At 53.7% G+C, this 18,502-nt stretch carries 13 protein-coding genes; 6 read left to right on the top strand and 7 right to left on the bottom strand.

Annotated features, from left to right (window positions below; genetic code table 11):
* Positions 1–22: 22 nt before the first annotated feature.
* Positions 23–499 (top strand): Dps family protein, encoded by a 477-nt coding sequence (locus CZ787_RS02525; protein WP_087105845.1) that lies wholly within the window; start codon positions 23–25, stop codon positions 497–499.
* 67 nt (positions 500–566) lie between these two features.
* Here CZ787_RS02525 and CZ787_RS02520 read toward each other — a convergent pair whose 3' ends face one another.
* Positions 567–2,033: an aminoacyl-histidine dipeptidase gene (locus CZ787_RS02520; protein ID WP_087105843.1), complete on the bottom strand. Its 1,467-nt coding sequence runs from the start codon at positions 2,031–2,033 to the stop codon at positions 567–569.
* A gap of 39 nt (positions 2,034–2,072) precedes the next feature.
* Positions 2,073–4,265: a tRNA(Met) cytidine acetyltransferase TmcA gene (locus CZ787_RS02515; protein ID WP_328514763.1), complete on the bottom strand. Its 2,193-nt coding sequence runs from the start codon at positions 4,263–4,265 to the stop codon at positions 2,073–2,075.
* A 231-nt stretch (positions 4,266–4,496) separates the two neighbouring features.
* Here CZ787_RS02515 and CZ787_RS02510 point away from each other — a divergent pair, with 231 nt between their 5' ends.
* A complete protein-coding gene (locus CZ787_RS02510; RefSeq protein WP_087105841.1) occupies positions 4,497–6,197 on the top strand; it encodes an ABC transporter permease in 1,701 nt (566 codons plus the stop codon).
* Positions 6,198–6,203: 6 nt separating this feature from the next.
* On the opposite strand, the gene CZ787_RS02505 is transcribed toward CZ787_RS02510, so the two are convergent.
* Positions 6,204–7,304: an ABC transporter ATP-binding protein gene (locus CZ787_RS02505; protein ID WP_087105839.1), complete on the bottom strand. Its 1,101-nt coding sequence runs from the start codon at positions 7,302–7,304 to the stop codon at positions 6,204–6,206.
* Between the two features lie 235 nt (positions 7,305–7,539).
* Between CZ787_RS02505 and CZ787_RS02500 the strand changes: the two genes are divergently transcribed.
* A complete protein-coding gene (locus tag CZ787_RS02500) occupies positions 7,540–8,565 on the top strand; it encodes a Fe(3+) ABC transporter substrate-binding protein (RefSeq protein WP_087105837.1) in 1,026 nt (341 codons plus the stop codon).
* 68 nt (positions 8,566–8,633) lie between these two features.
* Here CZ787_RS02500 and polA read toward each other — a convergent pair whose 3' ends face one another.
* On the bottom strand, positions 8,634–11,408 hold the full coding sequence (gene polA / locus CZ787_RS02495; protein ID WP_087105835.1) for a DNA polymerase I: 2,775 nt from the start codon (positions 11,406–11,408) through the stop codon (positions 8,634–8,636).
* A gap of 163 nt (positions 11,409–11,571) precedes the next feature.
* Here polA and CZ787_RS02490 point away from each other — a divergent pair, with 163 nt between their 5' ends.
* The gene (locus tag CZ787_RS02490; protein WP_087105834.1) at positions 11,572–12,531 is read left to right on the top strand and encodes a homoserine kinase; all 960 of its coding nucleotides are present in this window, start codon (positions 11,572–11,574) and stop codon (positions 12,529–12,531) included.
* Positions 12,528–14,441 carry a biosynthetic arginine decarboxylase gene (gene speA, locus CZ787_RS02485; protein ID WP_087105831.1) on the top strand — a complete coding sequence of 638 codons (1,914 nt, stop codon included), beginning with the start codon at positions 12,528–12,530 and terminating at the stop codon, positions 14,439–14,441. Before CZ787_RS02490 ends, speA begins: the two co-directional genes overlap by 4 nt.
* A 94-nt stretch (positions 14,442–14,535) precedes the next feature.
* Here the strand turns inward: speA and CZ787_RS02480 are convergent, their stop codons facing one another.
* From CZ787_RS02480 to CZ787_RS02470, 3 genes are all read right to left on the bottom strand, one after another.
* Positions 14,536–15,201 carry a fumarylacetoacetate hydrolase family protein gene (locus tag CZ787_RS02480; RefSeq protein WP_087105830.1) on the bottom strand — a complete coding sequence of 222 codons (666 nt, stop codon included), beginning with the start codon at positions 15,199–15,201 and terminating at the stop codon, positions 14,536–14,538.
* A gap of 116 nt (positions 15,202–15,317) precedes the next feature.
* The gene (gene thpD / locus CZ787_RS02475; protein ID WP_087105828.1) at positions 15,318–16,301 is read right to left on the bottom strand and encodes an ectoine hydroxylase; all 984 of its coding nucleotides are present in this window, start codon (positions 16,299–16,301) and stop codon (positions 15,318–15,320) included.
* 648 nt (positions 16,302–16,949) lie between these two features.
* Positions 16,950–17,753: a Crp/Fnr family transcriptional regulator gene (locus CZ787_RS02470; protein ID WP_087105826.1), complete on the bottom strand. Its 804-nt coding sequence runs from the start codon at positions 17,751–17,753 to the stop codon at positions 16,950–16,952.
* 459 nt (positions 17,754–18,212) lie between these two features.
* Between CZ787_RS02470 and CZ787_RS02465 the strand changes: the two genes are divergently transcribed.
* Complete coding sequence (locus tag CZ787_RS02465; protein WP_176372162.1) at positions 18,213–18,464, top strand: hypothetical protein; 252 nt, start codon at positions 18,213–18,215, stop codon at positions 18,462–18,464.
* Positions 18,465–18,502: the final 38 nt, after the last annotated feature.

The following is an 18,502-nucleotide window of genomic DNA, read 5'->3' as shown; positions in this document are numbered from 1 at the left end:
GGCTCCAACAAGGAGAGACAGCATGACCGATACCAATAGCATCGGCCTTCATGAAGGCAGTGCCAGCCAGCTTGCCGAGAAACTCAACCACCTGCTGGCGAACTATCAGATTTTTTACATGAACGTGCGCGGCTACCACTGGAACGTGAAGGGTAGCGACTTTTTTGAACTGCACGCCAAGTTTGAAGAGTTTTACACGGACCTACTGACCAAGGTAGATGAAGTCGCCGAGCGTATCCTCACCCTGAGTCACAAGCCGGTACATGCCTACAGTGACTACGCCACGCTTTCGCATATTCAGGAAGATAAAGACGTACACGACGGTAAAGCCTGCGTTAACGGCATTATCAAGGGCTATCAAACTCTGATTGAGCTACAGCGTGACGTGCTCTCACTCGCCTCTGACGCTGATGATGAAGGGACAGCCTCACTAGCCAGCGACTACATTCGCGAGCAGGAAAAAACCATCTGGATGCTGAACGCCTATCTCGGTAAGTGATAAGCGCTCTTCTTAGCGATAGATGCAAAAACGGCACCCTCGCGGTGCCGTTTTTGTTTAGCTGAGACTAGCCTTTCTGAGCGAGGTCTTCCATCAACGCGCGCAGCATACGCCAGAACTCATCGACCGATGCAAGCTCCACCCGCTCATCCGGGGAGTGAGCCCCACGAATCAGCGGGCCAAACGAGATCATATCCAGGTGGGGATATTTACTGCCCAGAATGCCGCACTCAAGCCCCGCATGAATGACCTTAACAGCGGGTTCTTTCTCAAACAGCGCGGCATGGCGTTTGTTAAAAATCGCTAACAGCGCACTGCCAGGATTCGGCGCCCAACCGGGGTAGCTATTCTCGACACGGACACGTGCGCCCATCAACCCAAACAGTGCCTCAAAACGGTCGGCCAAAGCGATCATTGCGGTATCATGCAAGGAACGCACCAGCGCACATAGATGCAAACGCCCCTCTTTCAGGCTGAGTACGCCCAGATTATTGGACGTTTCAACAACACCGGGCACATCAGCGCTCATGCGCTCGACGCCGCAGGGCGCTGCGTGAAGCGCGGCCACCAACATGGCGCTGGCGTCCAGGGTTAGCGGGTCTACTGACGCGTTATTCACCGCACGCGTTGCCGTCAGCACCAAACCGCTATCGCCACTGCCAAGCTCGGCACGTAGGGTACTTTCCAGCGCTTTTAGCGCGTCGAAGGCGGCATCCACTTCGTCAGCGGGCAAGGCCAGCTGAGCAAACGCTTCACGAGGAATCGCATTACGCAGCGTACCGCCGTGGTAGCTAACCAGCCGCCCATCAAACCCTTCAAGGGTACGCAGCGCACGCACCAGCAGGCGATTGGCATTGCCCAGCGGCTTGTGGATATCCATGCCTGAATGGCCGCCTTTAAGGCCTGTCAGTGCAATCTCGACCAGTTGCTCATCGTCGCGCAGCTTGGCACTGGGTAGCTGGGCATCCACCACCACATCGCCACCGCCCGCGCAGCCGATATACACTTCACCACGGTCTTCACTATCCAGGTTAAGCAGCAATGAGCCTTTCAGCCAGTTCTCTGCCAGGTTCAGCGCGCCCCCCATTGAGGTCTCTTCTTCCAGAGTAAACAGCGCTTCCAGCGGGCCATGGGTAAGCTCAGCATCCTCAAGCACGGCAAGAATAGCCGCCACGCCCATTCCGTTGTCAGCCCCAAGCGTTGTGCCCTCAGCATGCAGCCAACCATCGGCGACGTAGGTGCTTATTGGATCACGCGAAAAATCATGGGCGCTGTCAGCATTGGCCTGGGCCACCATATCCAGATGGCCCTGCAAAATAACCCCTGGGGCGTGTTCGCAGCCAGGTGATGCCGGCTTACAAATGCGCAAATTGCCAAAACCATCGCGGTCGTGAGCAAGCCCTTGAGCATCGGCCCAGGCTTCTAATATCGCGACCAACGCAGCTTCCTGGCCAGAAGGGCGCGGCGTATTACACAGCGTACGAAAATGGCGCCAAACGATAGGCGGCGTTAACGCGTCTAAATGTGCGTTCATAAAAGCTCTTCATTATCGGTAACCGACCCACTTTACTCCTCAAGGCGACGAGGGAAAAGCATGCATTGATGCCACTTGCCCCACCGCTTGGCGTAGTGCACGAACGGACTCATTATGCGCGGCGGCTAAAGGCTGATTTTGAAAGGCCCACGCCGCCAGTTGGTGATGCGCGGTTGCCATGCCTGATGAGGGCACGTGGCTGGCTTCTCGCGCCAGCGCTTGTAGCGCAGGCCGCGCCAGCGCCGGGTCACGATGCGCATAGGCGACATCGTTGATGGCTTGGCGCTCCTTTGCGGTTAGCGGTGTAGAAGGCAGTCCGCGTAGTAATAGTGTGACTACCTCGGCGGGCAGCATGGTTAATTCAAACGCCAGCAAGCTGGGTAATGCAGCGCTGAACCCTGCCGTTAACGAACGCAGTACCGCGCGCCCCTCAACGTTCAGCGCCTTGGCAACCATCACCGCAAATTCCCCGGTAGCCGCTTCACGGGTGATGCCTAGCCGCACGGGCTGAAACCCTTGAGCAAGCCAGAAGCGCAGTAGCGACGCTTCGGCGCCGAAGGTGGCGCCATAAAGCGCAATGCCTTGCTGCGTGGCCTCCTGAACATCCTCGGCAATAAGCTGTTGCCCCAGGCCTTCCCGGCGGCGGTCTGGATGAGTGGCGATACGCACGACACGCCGCCAGCGGGCGGTCAGTGCTGTACGGCTGCCCATGTGGGCGGCCAGCGACTGCGCCATCAAATGCCCTTGCGGGCGGCGCTCGCCCCGTGCGACCTGCTCGGCAAGCGTGGCATCAAAGCCGCCCTCTTCTCGCACCACCAAAACCGCCTGAGGTACATTTTTTTGCCCCAGTAGACGCAGCGTGGTTCCTGGCCCGTCTAACAGCTGACGCACGTCACCTGGAGAGGTTCGGTAGTGAGACTGCACCAGCAGGCCAAACAGCGCTTCAAGAGCAGCTTCATCCTGGGCAAGGCAGGCACGCTCAAGTGTATATGATCGGCTGGCGAGATCATCACGTTTCCCTAAGGCTGGCAGCGGCGCTTTAAGTAGCAGCAACCGGTTTATTGCAGCTTCAAGAGGATCACCGGCATTCCAACGGATGGGGGTGTCCAGCGTCAAGGCTTTCCATTGCGGCGTCAGCCGGGTCAATACGTCTTTAAAGCGCAAGGCAAACCCTCGCCCCGAACCTTCGTAGCCATCAACGGTGGTCGCAAACGCAATACGTGGAAACGCCGCCAGCCACTGACCCAACAAGGCAGCAGGAATCGCCGCGGCTTCATCCACCATTAAATAGCTGCCATCACCTCCCAACTGTTTGGCCGCAACCTGCTCGGTAAGTACATCCGGGGGCAAAAAGCTCAGCTCGCGGTTATCTGCGAGTTGAAAACGTCCTGGGGCGATGCGCGCTCCGTCAGGGCACAGGGCTTCAAGCCGAGCGAACAGACTCTCCACGGCGCTTAACCTGGGAGCCGTCACAATGATATTCGAGGTTCCGTTTTCTAAAAGGCGTGCGCAAGCGATCCCAAGCGCGGCACTTTTTCCCCGCCCGCGATCAGCGGTAATCACCACCGGGCGGCGGCGCTTTAAACGTACAAGCTGGGCAACGATAGCCGATTGATCCGCCGTGAGGCACGCGCTATCGCTAACGCTCTGTGGACAATTCGTGCTGGCGGGTAAACGGGGAAGCGCTGGCATTCCGTAGGCATGCCAAGTGATGACATCTGTACGCTCATGAAGCAGGCGAGCCAATCGCGACAGATAGTGAGACGTTAACTGCTCCCAGTGCCAAGGGTGGTCAGCAAAGCGCGCGTAATCCGGATCCGGATGACGGCCCCAAGGCTTGGGAGTAATAAGCACCAGCAAGCCGCCCGCTATCAACGTGCCTGCCAGCGCGCCTAGCGCGTCAGGATCAAAGCCCGCCTCGCCACTGGCATCCAGCACGATGAGCTGATGCTCTGCACCTAAACGCGTGCGCGCCTTACGGGGCGTTATCCAAGGCTCAACGGGCACATCATCGGCCTGATGAGCAACCCATAAGGGAGCTATCCAGTTAGTAGCCTGCCACAGTCGATGCGCGTGGGCACGGCATTCGCACGGCCTACCGGTTAGCCATACCAGTTGACGCCAACGCCTCCTCTCCAGCCGCTTGGAATGGGCAACTAGCGTTTGAACTGGCCGCTCACTAGCCATGCCTAACGTTTCCGCCAGCCCGCTTGGTGGTGATAACCCTGGCATCAAGACTCCTGACACGCGTTATTGCTTAAAATACAGCTCGAAAAGTAGGTCTATTTTCGCCGTTTTTCCCCTTTGCACAACACTCATTGGCTAAACGGAGTGCTGAATCCCTTAACGAGCGGTTGGGCGCGGAGATAGCTGCAGCCACACTACCCAAGTGATACTATTTACAGCTGTTATTTTTTCGCATTGACGAGTCAGCCTGCCAGCCTCGTCTTAGGAGACAACGACGTGCCCATTCCCGCTCGCCGTTCACGATTGGCGCTACTCGCTGACGGTATATCCCGCTTTAGGCTATCACTCACACCCTGGTCATGTGCGCTGTTCTTGATTGCGCTGACGGTGGCACTGCCGATTCTGGTCGTCTTGAGCTATATCTTTGTGCCGACTGAAGGCGTCTGGCAGCACTTGGCGAGCACCGTCTTGAGCCGCTATCTGTCGAATACCTTTTGGCTTGTGCTCTGGGTGGGGCTGGGTACGTTAATCCTGGGCGCCGGTAGCGCTTGGCTGGTGGTGATGTGTCGCTTTCCAGGCAAACGAATCTTTGAATGGGCGCTTTTATTGCCGCTGGCGGTGCCGACCTATGTTATCGCCTACGCTTACACGGATTTTTTGCAGGTGGCAGGGCCGCTACAGAGTGCGCTTCGAGGATGGTTTAACTGGCAGTATGGCGACTACTACTTCCCCAATGTACGCTCGCTAGGCGGCGCCGCAACGCTGATTACGTTTGTGCTGTATCCCTACGTATATCTGCTTGCACGTGCCTCCTTTCTTGAGCAATCGGTATGCGTACTCGATGTAGGGCGTACTCTGGGTCGTGGCCCTTGGCATCTGTTTGCAAGCGTTGCCCTACCTCTGGCGCGCCCCGCCCTAGTGGGCGGCGTTTCGCTGGTGCTGATGGAAACCCTCAACGAATTTGGCGCGGTGCAGTTTTTTGGTGTGGATACCTTTACCACCGGCATCTATCGCACCTGGTTTGGGCTGGGCGAGCCCGTGGCAGCCGCTCAGCTAGCCGCCTGCCTGCTGACGTTTGTGATTGTGCTGGTGCTGCTGGAGCGCTTCTCGCGCGGGAAGCGGCGCTATTTTCATACCACCAACCGCTACCAGCAGTTGCCTGAGTATCGCCTGCACGGTTGGCGCGCCCTCGGCGCAACGCTCGCCTGTTTGTTGCCTATTGTGATTGGTTTTTTATTGCCGAGCGGTATTTTGCTGAACCTCGCCATCCATCAAGGCGACGCCCTTCTGGGCACGCGCTTTATCCGCTTCGCCACTAATAGCCTAAGCCTTGCCACGGTAGCAGCATTGATTGCCGTAGGTCTTGCCGTGCTGTTGAGCTATGGCGTCAGGCTGCATAACTCGCCCGGGGCCCGGCTATTTACCCGAATCGCCGCGATGGGCTATGCCATTCCCGGCTCGGTGGTCGCGGTAGGTATCTTGATTCCCTTTGCCTGGCTGGATAGCACGCTGAATACGTGGCTACACGCCCACTACGGAAAAATTATCGGCCTGGTGTTTAGCGGCTCGGCGTTTATTTTAATTTATGCCTATGTCGTGCGCTTTTTGGCCGTGTCATTTAATGCGGTTGAGGCAAGCCTGGGCAAAGTTACCCCCAATATGGACGCCGCCTCGCGCACTTTGGGCCAAACCGCAGGTGGCACGCTGCGCCGTATTCATACGCCGCTGATGCGTAGCAGCCTGCTGGCCGCCGGAATTCTCGTGTTTGTGGATGTAATGAAGGAGCTGCCCGCGACGATTATCCTACGGCCGTTCAACTTCGACACCCTGGCGGTGCGTGCTTATAGCCTGGCATCTGATGAGCGCTTGGCTGAGGCCTCCACCGCGTCGCTGGCTATTGTGGTGGTCGGCATCTTGCCGGTGATTCTGCTTAGCCTGGCCATGCGCCGGGCGCGGCCCGGCAGCCATGCTCAATAAGTCTACCTAGGCTTCATCCTGAAAAACAAACACCTGAGAGTGGTCCAGGTCGATATCAATCGGCTGGCCCTCCTGGGGTAGAAAAACGCCGGGCACACGGGCATGTAGATGCGCCTCTTGACCATCAGCCCCGTGGGCGCACAAATGAATGAGGCTGGAACGCCCCAGCAGCTTTGCCATGACGACATGGCTATGGCGGTGGGCGGCTGCGGGCAAGCCGCGTTCCTGAAGCCGCAACGCCTCAGGGCGAATCATAATCCGCGCCTTACTGCCTTCGGGCAGCCAGCTGGCATCTATTTCACCTACCGGAGTTTGTACACGGCCACCCTTTACCGTGCCACTGAGTTCATTTACTTCACCAAAAAAGGTCACCACAAACGGGTCGACTGGCGTGCAGTAAAGCTCACGCGGCGTGCCCGTTTGAATAATTCGGCCATCGCGCATGAGGGCAATTCGGTCAGCCATAAACATGGCTTCTTCCGGGTCGTGGGTTACCAATAACGTGGCCGACCCCAGTTTTTTCAGCACGTGCAGCGTATCGTCGCGAATACGATCACGCAGCCGTGCATCCAGGCTTGAAAAGGGTTCGTCGAGCAGCATCAGTTTGGGCGTGGGTGCCAGCGCGCGGGCCAAGGCGACGCGCTGCTGTTGCCCGCCAGACAGCATATGCGGGTAGGTATCGATGTAATCCGCCATCCCCAACTGAGTCAACAGCTCGACCGCGCGCTCACGACGCTGGCGCACAGGCATCTGTTTGAGCCCAAAGGTGACGTTTTCCAGCACACTTAAGTGAGGAAAAAGCGCCGAGTCCTGAAATGCTAGGCCGACGTTACGCTTTTCCGGCGGAAGATGACGCTGGCCAGGTAATGCGACGGCCTGCCCTTCCAGGCTAACGCTTCCTTGCTGAAGGACTTCCAGCCCTGCGGCAATACGTAATAGCGTGGTTTTACCGCATCCCGATGGCCCCAGCAGGCACACGACTTCTCCAGGGGAAATCTCTAACGAGACCCCCTTCACCACCTGGTTTGCCGCATACGTATGGTGGACATCGTGTAGCGAAAGAGCCTGTAGCGTGGCGTTATCGGGAACTGATACGGTTACTGCCATAATGTCACCATTACCTCATTTAACCAGCGTCTCACTTAGCCAGCACTTTTGGCGTGCTGCTCGGCAGGCTGCGTTGAATATCAACACCATTGTATTTTTCATTCGCTTGATATGCACGCAGGGTTGCACAACCACGAACACCTTGTTCTTTTTCCCTTGACGCAGGTACTGCGAAAGTATTCAATATTAAAACTTAATGCAACTTATTCTCATAATCATTTAGGACGCTAACTATATGAAAACAACACGTCTTTCAGTCTCTATCGCCGCCATTTTTGCGGGCGCTGCTGTATCAGGCACAGCACTTGCCGATGCGGTTAACATTTACTCTGCCCGCCACTACGATTCGGATGAAATCCTTTATAAAGCGTTCACCGACGAGACGGGCATCGAAGTGAACGTTCTGGAAGGCGACTCCGACCAACTGATGGAGCGCATGCAGCGTGAGGGCATTGCCAGCCCCGCCGACGTCATGCTGACTGTCGATGCGGGCCGTTTATGGCGCGCCGAGCAGGATGGCCTGTTCCAAAGCGTGGATTCTGAGGTACTGAGCGAGCGTCTGCCGGAGTCAATGCGCCACCCTGACAATTTATGGTTTGGCTTTAGCCAGCGCGCTCGGGTAATCCTCTATAACCGCGACAACGTTGACCCCAGCCAAATCGAAAGCTACGAAGATTTAGCCGATCCTCGGTTTGAAGGCCAGCTGTGCATTCGCTCCTCCAACAACATCTATAACCAGTCATTGTTAGCGTCCATGATTGAGCATCACGGTGAAGAGGGTGCAGAAGAGTGGGCCCAGGGCGTGGTTAACAACCTGGCGCGCAACCCGGAAGGTGGCGATACTGACCAGATTCTTGGGGTCGCCAGTGGCGAGTGTGACTTGGCCGTTGCCAACCACTACTACTATGTTCGTATGCTCCATTCCGACAGCGAGTCTGACCGTGAAGCAGCGCGCAAGGTGGGGGTAATTTTCCCCAACCAGAACGACCGTGGCACCCACGTTAACGTTGGCGGTGCTGGCCTGGTAGCCAATGCGCAAAACCCTGAAAACGGCATTAAATTCCTGGAGTTCTTATCGTCTGATGGCGCCCAGGAAATCTTCGCCGAGCGTAACTATGAGTTCCCGGTCGTCGACGGTGTCAAGAAAGACCCGGTATTAGAGTCATGGGGTGACTTCAAAAAGGATGAACTGAATATTAATGTGCTGGGTGAGAATAATCCCGAAGCCATTCGTATTTTTGACCGCGTCGGCTGGCGCTAAGCCCTCCCCACGCACACAAAACGGCCCGCCATTTGGCGGGCCGTTTTCATGTGAGCACTATTTACTTTTTAATGCGCTTCATCCCAATTAACCCCGCTTTCGGCTTCGACAATAAGCGGGACTTTAAGCTCGGCGGCGGCTTGCATACGCGTTTGCACTTCACCAATAAACGCTTCCACCTGTTCTTCTTTCACCTCGAATACCAGTTCATCGTGTACTTGCATGACCATCAGCGCATCGAATTCGCCCTCTGCAAGCCAGGCATCCACGTCGATCATAGCCTGTTTGATGATATCCGCGGCGGTGCCCTGCATGGGCGCGTTGATCGCGGTACGCTCGGCACCCTGACGGCGGTTGCGGTTTTGCGAGTGAATTTCCGGCAGGTACAGGCGGCGCCCCAGCACGGTTTCCACAAACCCATCTTCCGCTGCCTGGGTGCGAATCCGGTCCATATAGCGAGCCACGCCAGGGTAGCGGTCAAAGTAGCGGTCGATATAAGTTTGCGCCTGATTGCGCTCGATATGCAGCTGGCGCGCAAGGCCCCACGCGCTCATACCGTAAATCAGCCCGAAGTTAATCGCTTTAGCACTGCGCCGCTGATCACTGGACACTTTGTCCAGCGCGGTGCCGAAGACTTCCGCGGCGGTGGCCGTGTGAATATCGCGATTTTCGGCAAACGCGTCCAACAGGCCCTTGTCTTCTGAAAGGTGCGCCATAATGCGCAGCTCAATTTGCGAGTAGTCGGCGGCGACGATGCGATAGCCAGGCCGAGCAATAAATGCCTGGCGAATCTTGCGCCCCTCCTCGGTACGGATCGGAATGTTCTGCAAGTTCGGATCCGATGAAGAGAGACGACCGGTGGCGGTGACCGCCTGATGGTAACTGGTGTGTACCCGGTTATTTACCTTGTTAATCAAGCGCGGCAGCTTATCGGTGTAGGTAGACTTCAGCTTGGAAAGCCCGCGATGCTCCATGATTACCTTGGGCAGCGGGTAATCCAGTGCCAGCTCCTCAAGCACCGCTTCGGCCGTTGAAGGTGCGCCTTTAGGCGTTTTCTTAAGAACAGGAATCTTCAGCTCATTAAACAGAATTTCGCCTAATTGCTTGGGCGAACCCAGATTAAATTCACGCCCAGCCAAGTCAAATGCTTCAATTTCCAGTTCACGAATGCGCTTATCCAGCTGCTGGCTCTGCGCGTGTAGACGTTCGGCATCTATCGCCACGCCGTTACGCTCAATGCGGGAAATCACCTTGATCAGCGGCAGCTCCAGGTGATCCAGCACTTGGGCCAGGCGCCCCTCTTTGTCTACCTGCGGGCGCAACACATCGTACAAGCGCAGGGTGATATCGACGTCTTCACAGGCATAAGGTGCTGCCTGCTCTAACGCTATCTGGTTAAAGGTCAGTTGCTTGGCGCCTTTACCGGCGATCTCTTCAAACGAGGTGGTTTTCTCGCCCAAGTATTTAAGTGCCAGCGAATCCATGTCGTGGCGCGTAGCCGTGGAATTCAATACATAAGAGGCCAGCATGGTATCGGCCAGCGTTCCAGCAACGATAATGTCGTAGTTGGCCAATACGGAAATATCGTACTTGAGGTTCTGGCCAATTTTGATGGTCTTTTGATCTTCAAGCAGCGGCTTAAGCGCAGCTAAAACCTTGGCTCTATCCAACTGAGCGGGAGCATCCAAATAGTCGTGGGCCAGCGGAATATAGGCCGCTTCACCGGCATCAAGCGCCAAGCCAATTCCCACAATTTCGGCTTCCATGTAATTCAGGCTGGTCGTTTCCAGGTCAAAACAGAACCGCTTGGCGCTTTTTAAGCGCTGGAGCCAAGCGTCCAGTTCGCTTTGCTCAACGATGACATGGTCCTGGCGCTCTTGACGTCTGGCTGGCTGCGCATTACCGGCTTCCTCAGTATCTTCAGGTACCGGTTCGCCGCCTTTTACGTCATCCACGCCTTCATCTTTTCCCTCCAGCAGTTCAGCCAGCCACTGTCTAAATTCAAGCTCTTTATAAAGCGAAACCAGCTGTTCGCGATCCGGATGGGCGATGTCCAAATTATCCAGCCCAACCGGCAGGTCACAGTCGACTTTGATGGTGGCGAGCTGGTAGGAGAGATAGGCCTGTTCACGGTGCTCTTCAAGCTTTTGGGATAGCGTTTTGGCCCCACGAAACGAGAGCGTTTTAACCCGCTCTAAATCCCCGTAAATAGTGTCCAGCCCGCCGCCCATTCCTTGCAGCAGCCCCAAGGCGGTTTTCTCGCCCACGCCCGGCACGCCCGGGATGTTATCGACCTTGTCGCCCATCAAGGCGAGGTAATCGATAATGAGAGAAGGCGGCAGACCAAATTTGCCCTCCACGCCGGCCTCATCCAGGGTTTCATCTTTCATGGTATTGACCAGCGTGATATGCGCATTCACCAGCTGCGCCATATCTTTATCGCCGGTGGAGATCACTGCATCCCGACCCGCCTGCGTGGCACGGTGCGCCAGAGTACCTATCACGTCATCCGCCTCAACGCCGTCAATGCATAAAAGCGGCAAGCCAAGCGCCTTTACGCAGGCATGCAGTAGGGCGACCTGGCTGCGTAAATCATCCGGCATCGGTGGGCGATGCGCCTTGTAGTCTTCAAAGAGCTCATCACGGAAGGTTTTTCCCGGCGCATCAAACACCACCGCCATCGGGCTTTGCGGATAATCCTTTATGAGCCGTTTGAGCATGTTCAGCACGCCCTTAACGGCTCCCGTCGGTTGGCCATTAGAGGTTGTTAACGGCGGCAGCGCGTGGAAGGCACGATACAAGTACGAGGAACCATCGACGAGCACGATCGGGGCACGGGCCATAACCAATATCCATTGCAAAAAAAGTATAGGCTCATGATACGCGCTAAGCGCCAGCGGCTGAAATAAACTGGCGGATACAAATACGCCTAAGCGCTTAACAACGCTGCCAACTCAGCCAGCAAGCCGCTACAATAATCAGCTTAGCAACCTGGGCGAGACTTTCATGGCTGTATTCACCCCGCTTAGCGACGCACAGGTCGCTACGTTTCTAGACAACTTTGATGTTGGTGGCTTTGTGTCTCTGCAAGGAGTCGCGGGCGGCACCGAAAATTCAACTTTTTTTGTTACCACGCAGCGCCGTGAACTGGTGCTCACCCTGTTTGAACAAGGTGAACATGAAGAGCTGCCGTTCTTCGTCGACCTGTTGGACTACCTGGATGAGCACCGCTTGCCAGTGCCAGGCCCGGTTCACGACCGCGATGGCATCGCACTGCACAGCCTGGCAGATAAACCGGCTCTGCTATTTCCGCGTATGCCGGGCCGTCATCCCGTCGCCCCTAATCTGGCGCAATGCCAAGCGCTTGGCGATACGCTGGGCCGTTTGCATGTGATCTCACAGCACTTCTCCGGCCATCGCCCGAACCCCCGCGACTTGCACTGGCTACAGGCCATGCACCATAAAGTATTGGCGTACTTAAGTCCTGATGATCAGGCATTAATGAAAAACGAAGTCGAGGATTTTGAAAGCGCCTTCAGTCAATGCGCCCAGCTGCCCCAAGGGGCTATCCATGGTGACCTGTTTCGCGACAATACGCTGTTCGATGGCGACCAGCTTGGCGGCATCATTGATTTTTATAATGGCTGTACTGGTGATCTACTGTTTGATCTCGCCATCGTGATTAACGACTGGGCATCAAATGAAGACGGCACGCTCAATGCAGAGCGCTATAATGCCTTGCTGGGGGCTTACTTGGCACGCCGACCGCTCACCGTCGATGAGCGTGACGTATGGCCGATGATGCTGCGCATGACGGCGCTACGGTATTGGTTATCGCGTCTACTGGTCGTCTACGTTGACCCACCGGCTCACGATTTAACACCTCACGACCCCGAGCGTTTTCATACCATCTTAAACGCGCGCATTGCGTATGGTGCCTTACCACTTCCTGAGGCTGACTTATGAGTGCAACGCAAAGTGGGTCAGCACTAAGTGCTCGCCGCACATGGAATATCGACCAATGGGGCAGCGGCTACTTTGATGTAGACGACCACGGCCAAGCGCTGGTGCGTCCCTTGGGCAACGACGCCGAAGGCCCTACCCTGCCCCTGCGTGAGCTGGTTATTCAGTTGCAGGAGGCAGGCCTACGCTTGCCTGTTCTGGTTCGTTTTAGCGATATTCTGCACGACCGGGTTGAACAGTTGTGCGGCGCCTTTGATGCCGCCATGAGTGATATTGACTACCAGGGCGGCTACACCGCGGTTTACCCCATCAAGGTCAACCAACAGCGCCGCGTGGTCGAGGAAATTCTGGCGACTTCCGAGCGCGGTAATGGCCGAGTAGGCCTGGAAGCGGGCAGTAAGCCCGAGCTTCTTGCCGTGCTTGCTCTCTCGGGCGGTGGGTCATCGCTGATCGTGTGTAACGGTTACAAGGACCGTGAGTACGTGCGTCTTGCCCTGCTGGGCGAGAAGCTTGGCCACCGTGTTTACCTGGTAGTGGAAAAGCTCTCCGAGCTTGCGATGATCATGGAAGAAGCGCGGGAGCTGGAGGTTACACCGCGTATTGGCCTGCGTGCGCGCCTGGCCTCGGTGGGCAAGGGCAAGTGGCAAAATACTGGCGGCGAAAAGTCAAAATTCGGCCTGACCGCCAGCCAGATTCTTGAGGTCGTGGAAACACTGCGCGCCCAGGAAGCCTTGGCAAGCCTGCAACTGGTGCACTTCCACCTGGGTTCGCAGATCGCCAATATCCGCGACATTCAGCGCGGCCTGCGTGAGTGTGCCCGTTTTTATCAGAACCTGATTACCCTTGGCGCACCGATTGATACGGTCGATGTGGGCGGCGGCCTGGGTATTGACTACGAAGGCACCCGCTCGCGCAGTTACTGCTCAGCCAACTACTCCATGCGCGAATATGCCCGTAACGTCGTGAGCGCCTTTGCTCAGCTGTGCGAAGAGTCCAACCTACCTCAGCCCCATTTAATCAGCGAATCGGGCCGAGCGTTGACGGCCCATCACGCGGTGCTTATTACCAATGTGATTGGCGAAGAGCGCATTGATGATACGCCGCCCAAGAAGGTGCCTCAGGACGATATACAGGTTGATGCCCTGTGGCGCGTGTTCGACCAGCTTGCCACGCCTCAGGAGCCGCGCATGCTGGTCGAGGCTTGGCACGACCTCCTGCAGGCAGTAAGCGAGTTACAGGACAGGTTTGTGCTGGGCCTGAGCGATATCAATGCCCGTGCCGAAGGCGAGCGCCTGTATTTGGCAGCCTGTGCGCGTTTGCGCAGCCAGTTGGATACTCGCAATCGTGCACATCGCGAAATTATGGATGAGCTTGCCGAGAAGCTGGCTGACAAGCTGTTTGTTAACTTCTCGCTATTCCAGTCGGTGCCTGATGTGTGGGGCATTGAGCAGATCTTCCCGGTGCTGCCATTAAGCGGGTTGAATCAAACCCCAACGCGCCGTGCTGTCATTCAGGATATTACCTGCGATTCAGACGGACGTATCGACAGCTACGTTGATGGACAAGGTGTGGAAAGCACCCTGCCCCTGCCCGAATGGCCCTCGGAAGATGAGCGCTGGCTAGGCTTTTTCCTGGTGGGGGCTTATCAAGAAATTCTGGGTGACTTGCATAACCTGTTCGGCGATACCGACTCGGTTGACGCTGCATTAAACGAGCACGGAGAGTGGGTGCTTTCCAACCCACTGGCGGGTGATACCGTTGCCGATGTACTGGCCTACGTCAACTTTGACGCCAAGGTACTTATGCAAAAGCTGACCGAGCAGATCGTCAATAGCGGTTTCTCAGAGCAAGAGCAGGAAAGCTTTGCGGCAAGCCTGCATGAAGGGCTGGAAGGCTATACGTATTTAGAGTAACGCTACCGCCTTACTTTTTTTCCTTACTTTTCAGCACCAATAGAAAGCGTCCCCCCTGGAAGACCAAGGGGCGCTTTCACTATGCAACGCTGGCTTATTCAGCAACAGAGGTTGTCACTTCCAGGCCGCCGGTCAGCGTTAAGCGCAGTGATGTGCCTCGAGTTAACTCACCGACACCAGCGGGGGTGCCGGTTAAAATGACATCGCCCGGCTCAAGCGTGAAATGACGGCTCATTTCCGCAACCAGCGAGGGAATCGCAAAGATCATATCCGCACCTTCCCCATGCTGGCGCGCTTCACCATCAACCTCCAGCGTAAAGGCCAGTGCATTCCAGTTAGGTACTCGGCTTAGTGGCAGGAACTTGGATAGCGGGCACGACCCATCAAAACCCTTGGCGATTTCCCACGGGTGGCCTTTCTCTTTCAGCTTCGTTTGTACATCGCGTAGCGTTAAATCGAGCGCTAACCCAATACCCACAATCGCACGTTCAGCTTCATCCGGCGTCGCGTGGGTGAGGGTTTCCCCAACTAACAGGGCAAGTTCGGTTTCATAGTGCACATCGCCTTGAGAAAAAGGCGGGCTTAGCGGCTGCTCTATATCCACGACACTTGTCGCAGGCTTAATAAATAACAGTGGCTCGCTGGGAACGGGATTATCCAGCTCTTTCGCGTGATCAGCATAGTTGCGGCCAACACACACGACTTTGCCCAATGCATGGGGAAATGCCTGACCGTCGGTAAATTGTGGAACAAGACGCATGGCGGGTACTCTCCTTCTCATTATACGTGCCGCGTTCTTAACGACAGACGCAACAGTTTACCCTACCTATGTGTATGTTCCACAACCCAATACGAGGTTATCGTTCATCCTCCCAATCACTTATCGACTAGCCACTCCTGGCCTGGGTCATGGGCCAGAAAGTCCGGACGCTGCTGCGGGGCCGCATACGGCTCGCGGCAGCGATTATCGGGGCGGTTAAAGACGAAGAACACGTTACTGCGCGGGTCCGGCGACAAGTTAGCGTTTGAGGCATGCAGTGTATTGCAATCAAACAGCAATAGCCCACCCGCCTTACCTTTCGGCGCTTCAATACCGTGCTCAGCGACCAGTTCAGTGAGCGCCTCTGGGCTTGGTACGCCCACTTCCTGCGCTTTCAACGAACGCTTATGGTTATCCACTGGCGTCTCCCCCTGGCAGGGCACAAACTTCTTGTGCGAGCCAGGAATCAGCATCAGCGGGCCATTAAATTCGTGATTATCGGTCAGGATCAAGGACGCACTTACTGCATGCATACCGGGCATACCATCCTCAGCATGCCAGGTCTCAAAATCCGAGTGCCAGTTAAAGCCCTTACCGGCGAACCCCGGCTTGTAGTTAATGCGTGACTGATGCACATAAGGATCATCACCAATCAACTGCCGAGCGGCGCCTGCCACGCGCTCATCTCTGGCCAGCGCGCCCAAGCGTTCTGAAAGGTGGTGTACCGCAAACAGTGAACGAATTTCATTACTTTCAGGCTCGGTAATACTGAAGTCTTTATCACGGTAAGCATCCGTATTCATAAGTGCCTGCATCTCAGCACGCAGCTCATCAAGCTCACTACCGCTAATCAAATTCGGGATAAACAAAAAGCCTTTACGTTCAAATTCATCCAGTTGAGTTTCGCTTAAAGGCCCTGCCAGGTGATGCCCTTTTACAACGGCGTCCTGACGCGCCTGCCAAAGTGCTTGAGGAGGTTGTACCAAGCGCGATGGATAGGGATCATACAGTTTCGTATGTTGCGAAGAGGGCGAATCCGCTAACTCGCTGTAATGCTTATGGGCAGTCACATTATGAAAAGATAGATTGCTGACTGTCATCTAATCCACTCCTTGTATGATTAAATTTCAGATCAAGGTCATTGCCATAACAAGGTAGCTAACTTATACGTCTCTGCAAGGCAGAACATAGCCTTTATAACGTGGATTAAACCAACATCGCTTAAGCGATTATTAACGCTTCAACCTTCTTTAATGGGCTAAAATTTCATCAAACTCGCCAATTACTTATAACATACCTCCAAAGTTTACTGAAAACACCAACCCTATAGATAACAAGCTTTAAGTTTGTACGAATTCGAAACAAGATCTCTTCTTTCTCTATTAAAAACCATCTTTCGCCATTTGAATGCCTGACCATCTTCCATGCTTAGGCCGTGGCGATGGAAAACATTCTTGCCATCACATTGACGCTTTAAGGGATTGTCAGCACTGACTTGAACGCACTTTCCCAATTCAAATCAACCATGCGGTTTCATGCTATCCAAGCCATGCCAACAGTCCTCTCCAGTGGAGAAGGCTTTAGAAAGTGGCAATTTCATGCTAAACGACCAACATTCAAATAAAAAAGACCAACTACGACAACAATTTAACAAAACCAGCCAAAAGAAAATACGATTCACTGATCAGCTATCGTAACTCTTTCATTAAAAGCCCGTAATATACGGCTACTAAAGCACGAATATAACGTTACTCTATACGGACATGGCCATAAATAAACTCACTATCAAAACCTGTTGCTGCCGCCATTTCCTCCGGCTTAAGGAGCTTAATACTACTCCTCGTTTTACGAATAAACTTCTTTTGTTCCAGCGCCGTCATGCAGCGGCTAACATGGACACTAGTAATGCCTAATAGCTCACCTACTACATCTTGAGTAATAGGAAATGCGTAAATATTAGTTTTCAACATCCCTTTGAAGCAGAATCGTGCATAAATTTCTAATAAAAAATGAGCAACACGCTCTTCAGAACGGTGGTGCGTACAGCTTCTTAATCGTTCAATGGTAATATTGTCGTTGACCATGATATAAGACATTATTGCTTTTCTAACGCTCATATCGGTTTTGAAAAGCTCATGTATATCTTCCACCGATACTTTCTCCAGCTTACAGTTAGTAAGCGCTAATATAATAATGTCGTGATTTTCAAAGAAGCTGTCCCGAATGCCTATTATATCGCCCGGCATAAATACATTACATATGTCTTGACTTCGTTTATCAGAAGCATGACAAAGGCTCGCCCACCCTTCTTTCACTACAAATATATCTGCCCGACCATCACATAAAGAAAACATTTTTTGATTTCTCTTTAACTCGACCGGTTTTTTACGCATTGCGTATAAACTTTCTATAGATTTATGTTCCAACTCCCCATACAAGCCCAGAATATTTTCCAAGGTTATATCAAAATCTGGAACGTCGAAATCATCAGCGCCGCTGTTAAAGCTTTTTCTGTCCATAACATTATAGTTTCCAGCTATTACCTTATCCATTTCTACACTCCCTGTAGTTAGACGAAGGTTATGCATGATAACCAAAAGGTAAAATATTAATACAGCCAAAAAAGGTGAAAGGCGAAAAAAATATAGTCAACGTTAAAAACATAAACAAGAATTATTTATTTTTCCTACTTGGATAAAGAACATTACTAATTTCATTAGCCAAAAAAATTAACAATTGTTAATTTTTACATTGGCTTATATCACCGATCACCGATGTACGTTCTTTTCAGGCAACGTAGGTTTGAAAAGAATCGCTACGTTTATAAACAAACTGAATCCCACTAGGTCACAAAACAAAGATCAATTATCTTAAAGGCATCTAATAAGCATGTTAACTAATAAATACGGAATTGAACTTTATTAAATTAAACATATCAAGGATAAATACTACCAGCTGTCTTACGCTAATTATGCGGCATTAGGAGAACGACCTTATTCACGGAGAGAATAATGATGAAACGTAATATTTTTGTGGTTGCTTTAGAGGATAAGCAGCGTCATGCGATGGAAACCTTGCGTGAGGCAAAAGCATTAAACATTCATGAACTGCTTAGTGTGGATACGGCGGTTGAGGCTGAAGAGCTATCGTTTAATCAGCTTTTTGAAGAGACCAAGGCGCAACTAGACAGCTTCTCAGGGTCAATAGATGGCATTATCGCGCAGTGGGATTTTCCCACCAGTGTACTAAGTGATCATGCATAAATTATAGTGTATAAAGAACAAAGACCCAACAGAGTAAA

The organism is Halomonas citrativorans, assembly GCF_900163645.1.
Lineage (GTDB): Bacteria > Pseudomonadota > Gammaproteobacteria > Pseudomonadales > Halomonadaceae > Vreelandella > Vreelandella citrativorans.
The sequence above is the reverse complement of the archived record's forward strand: the minus strand, read 5'-3'. Positions and strand labels throughout refer to the sequence as shown.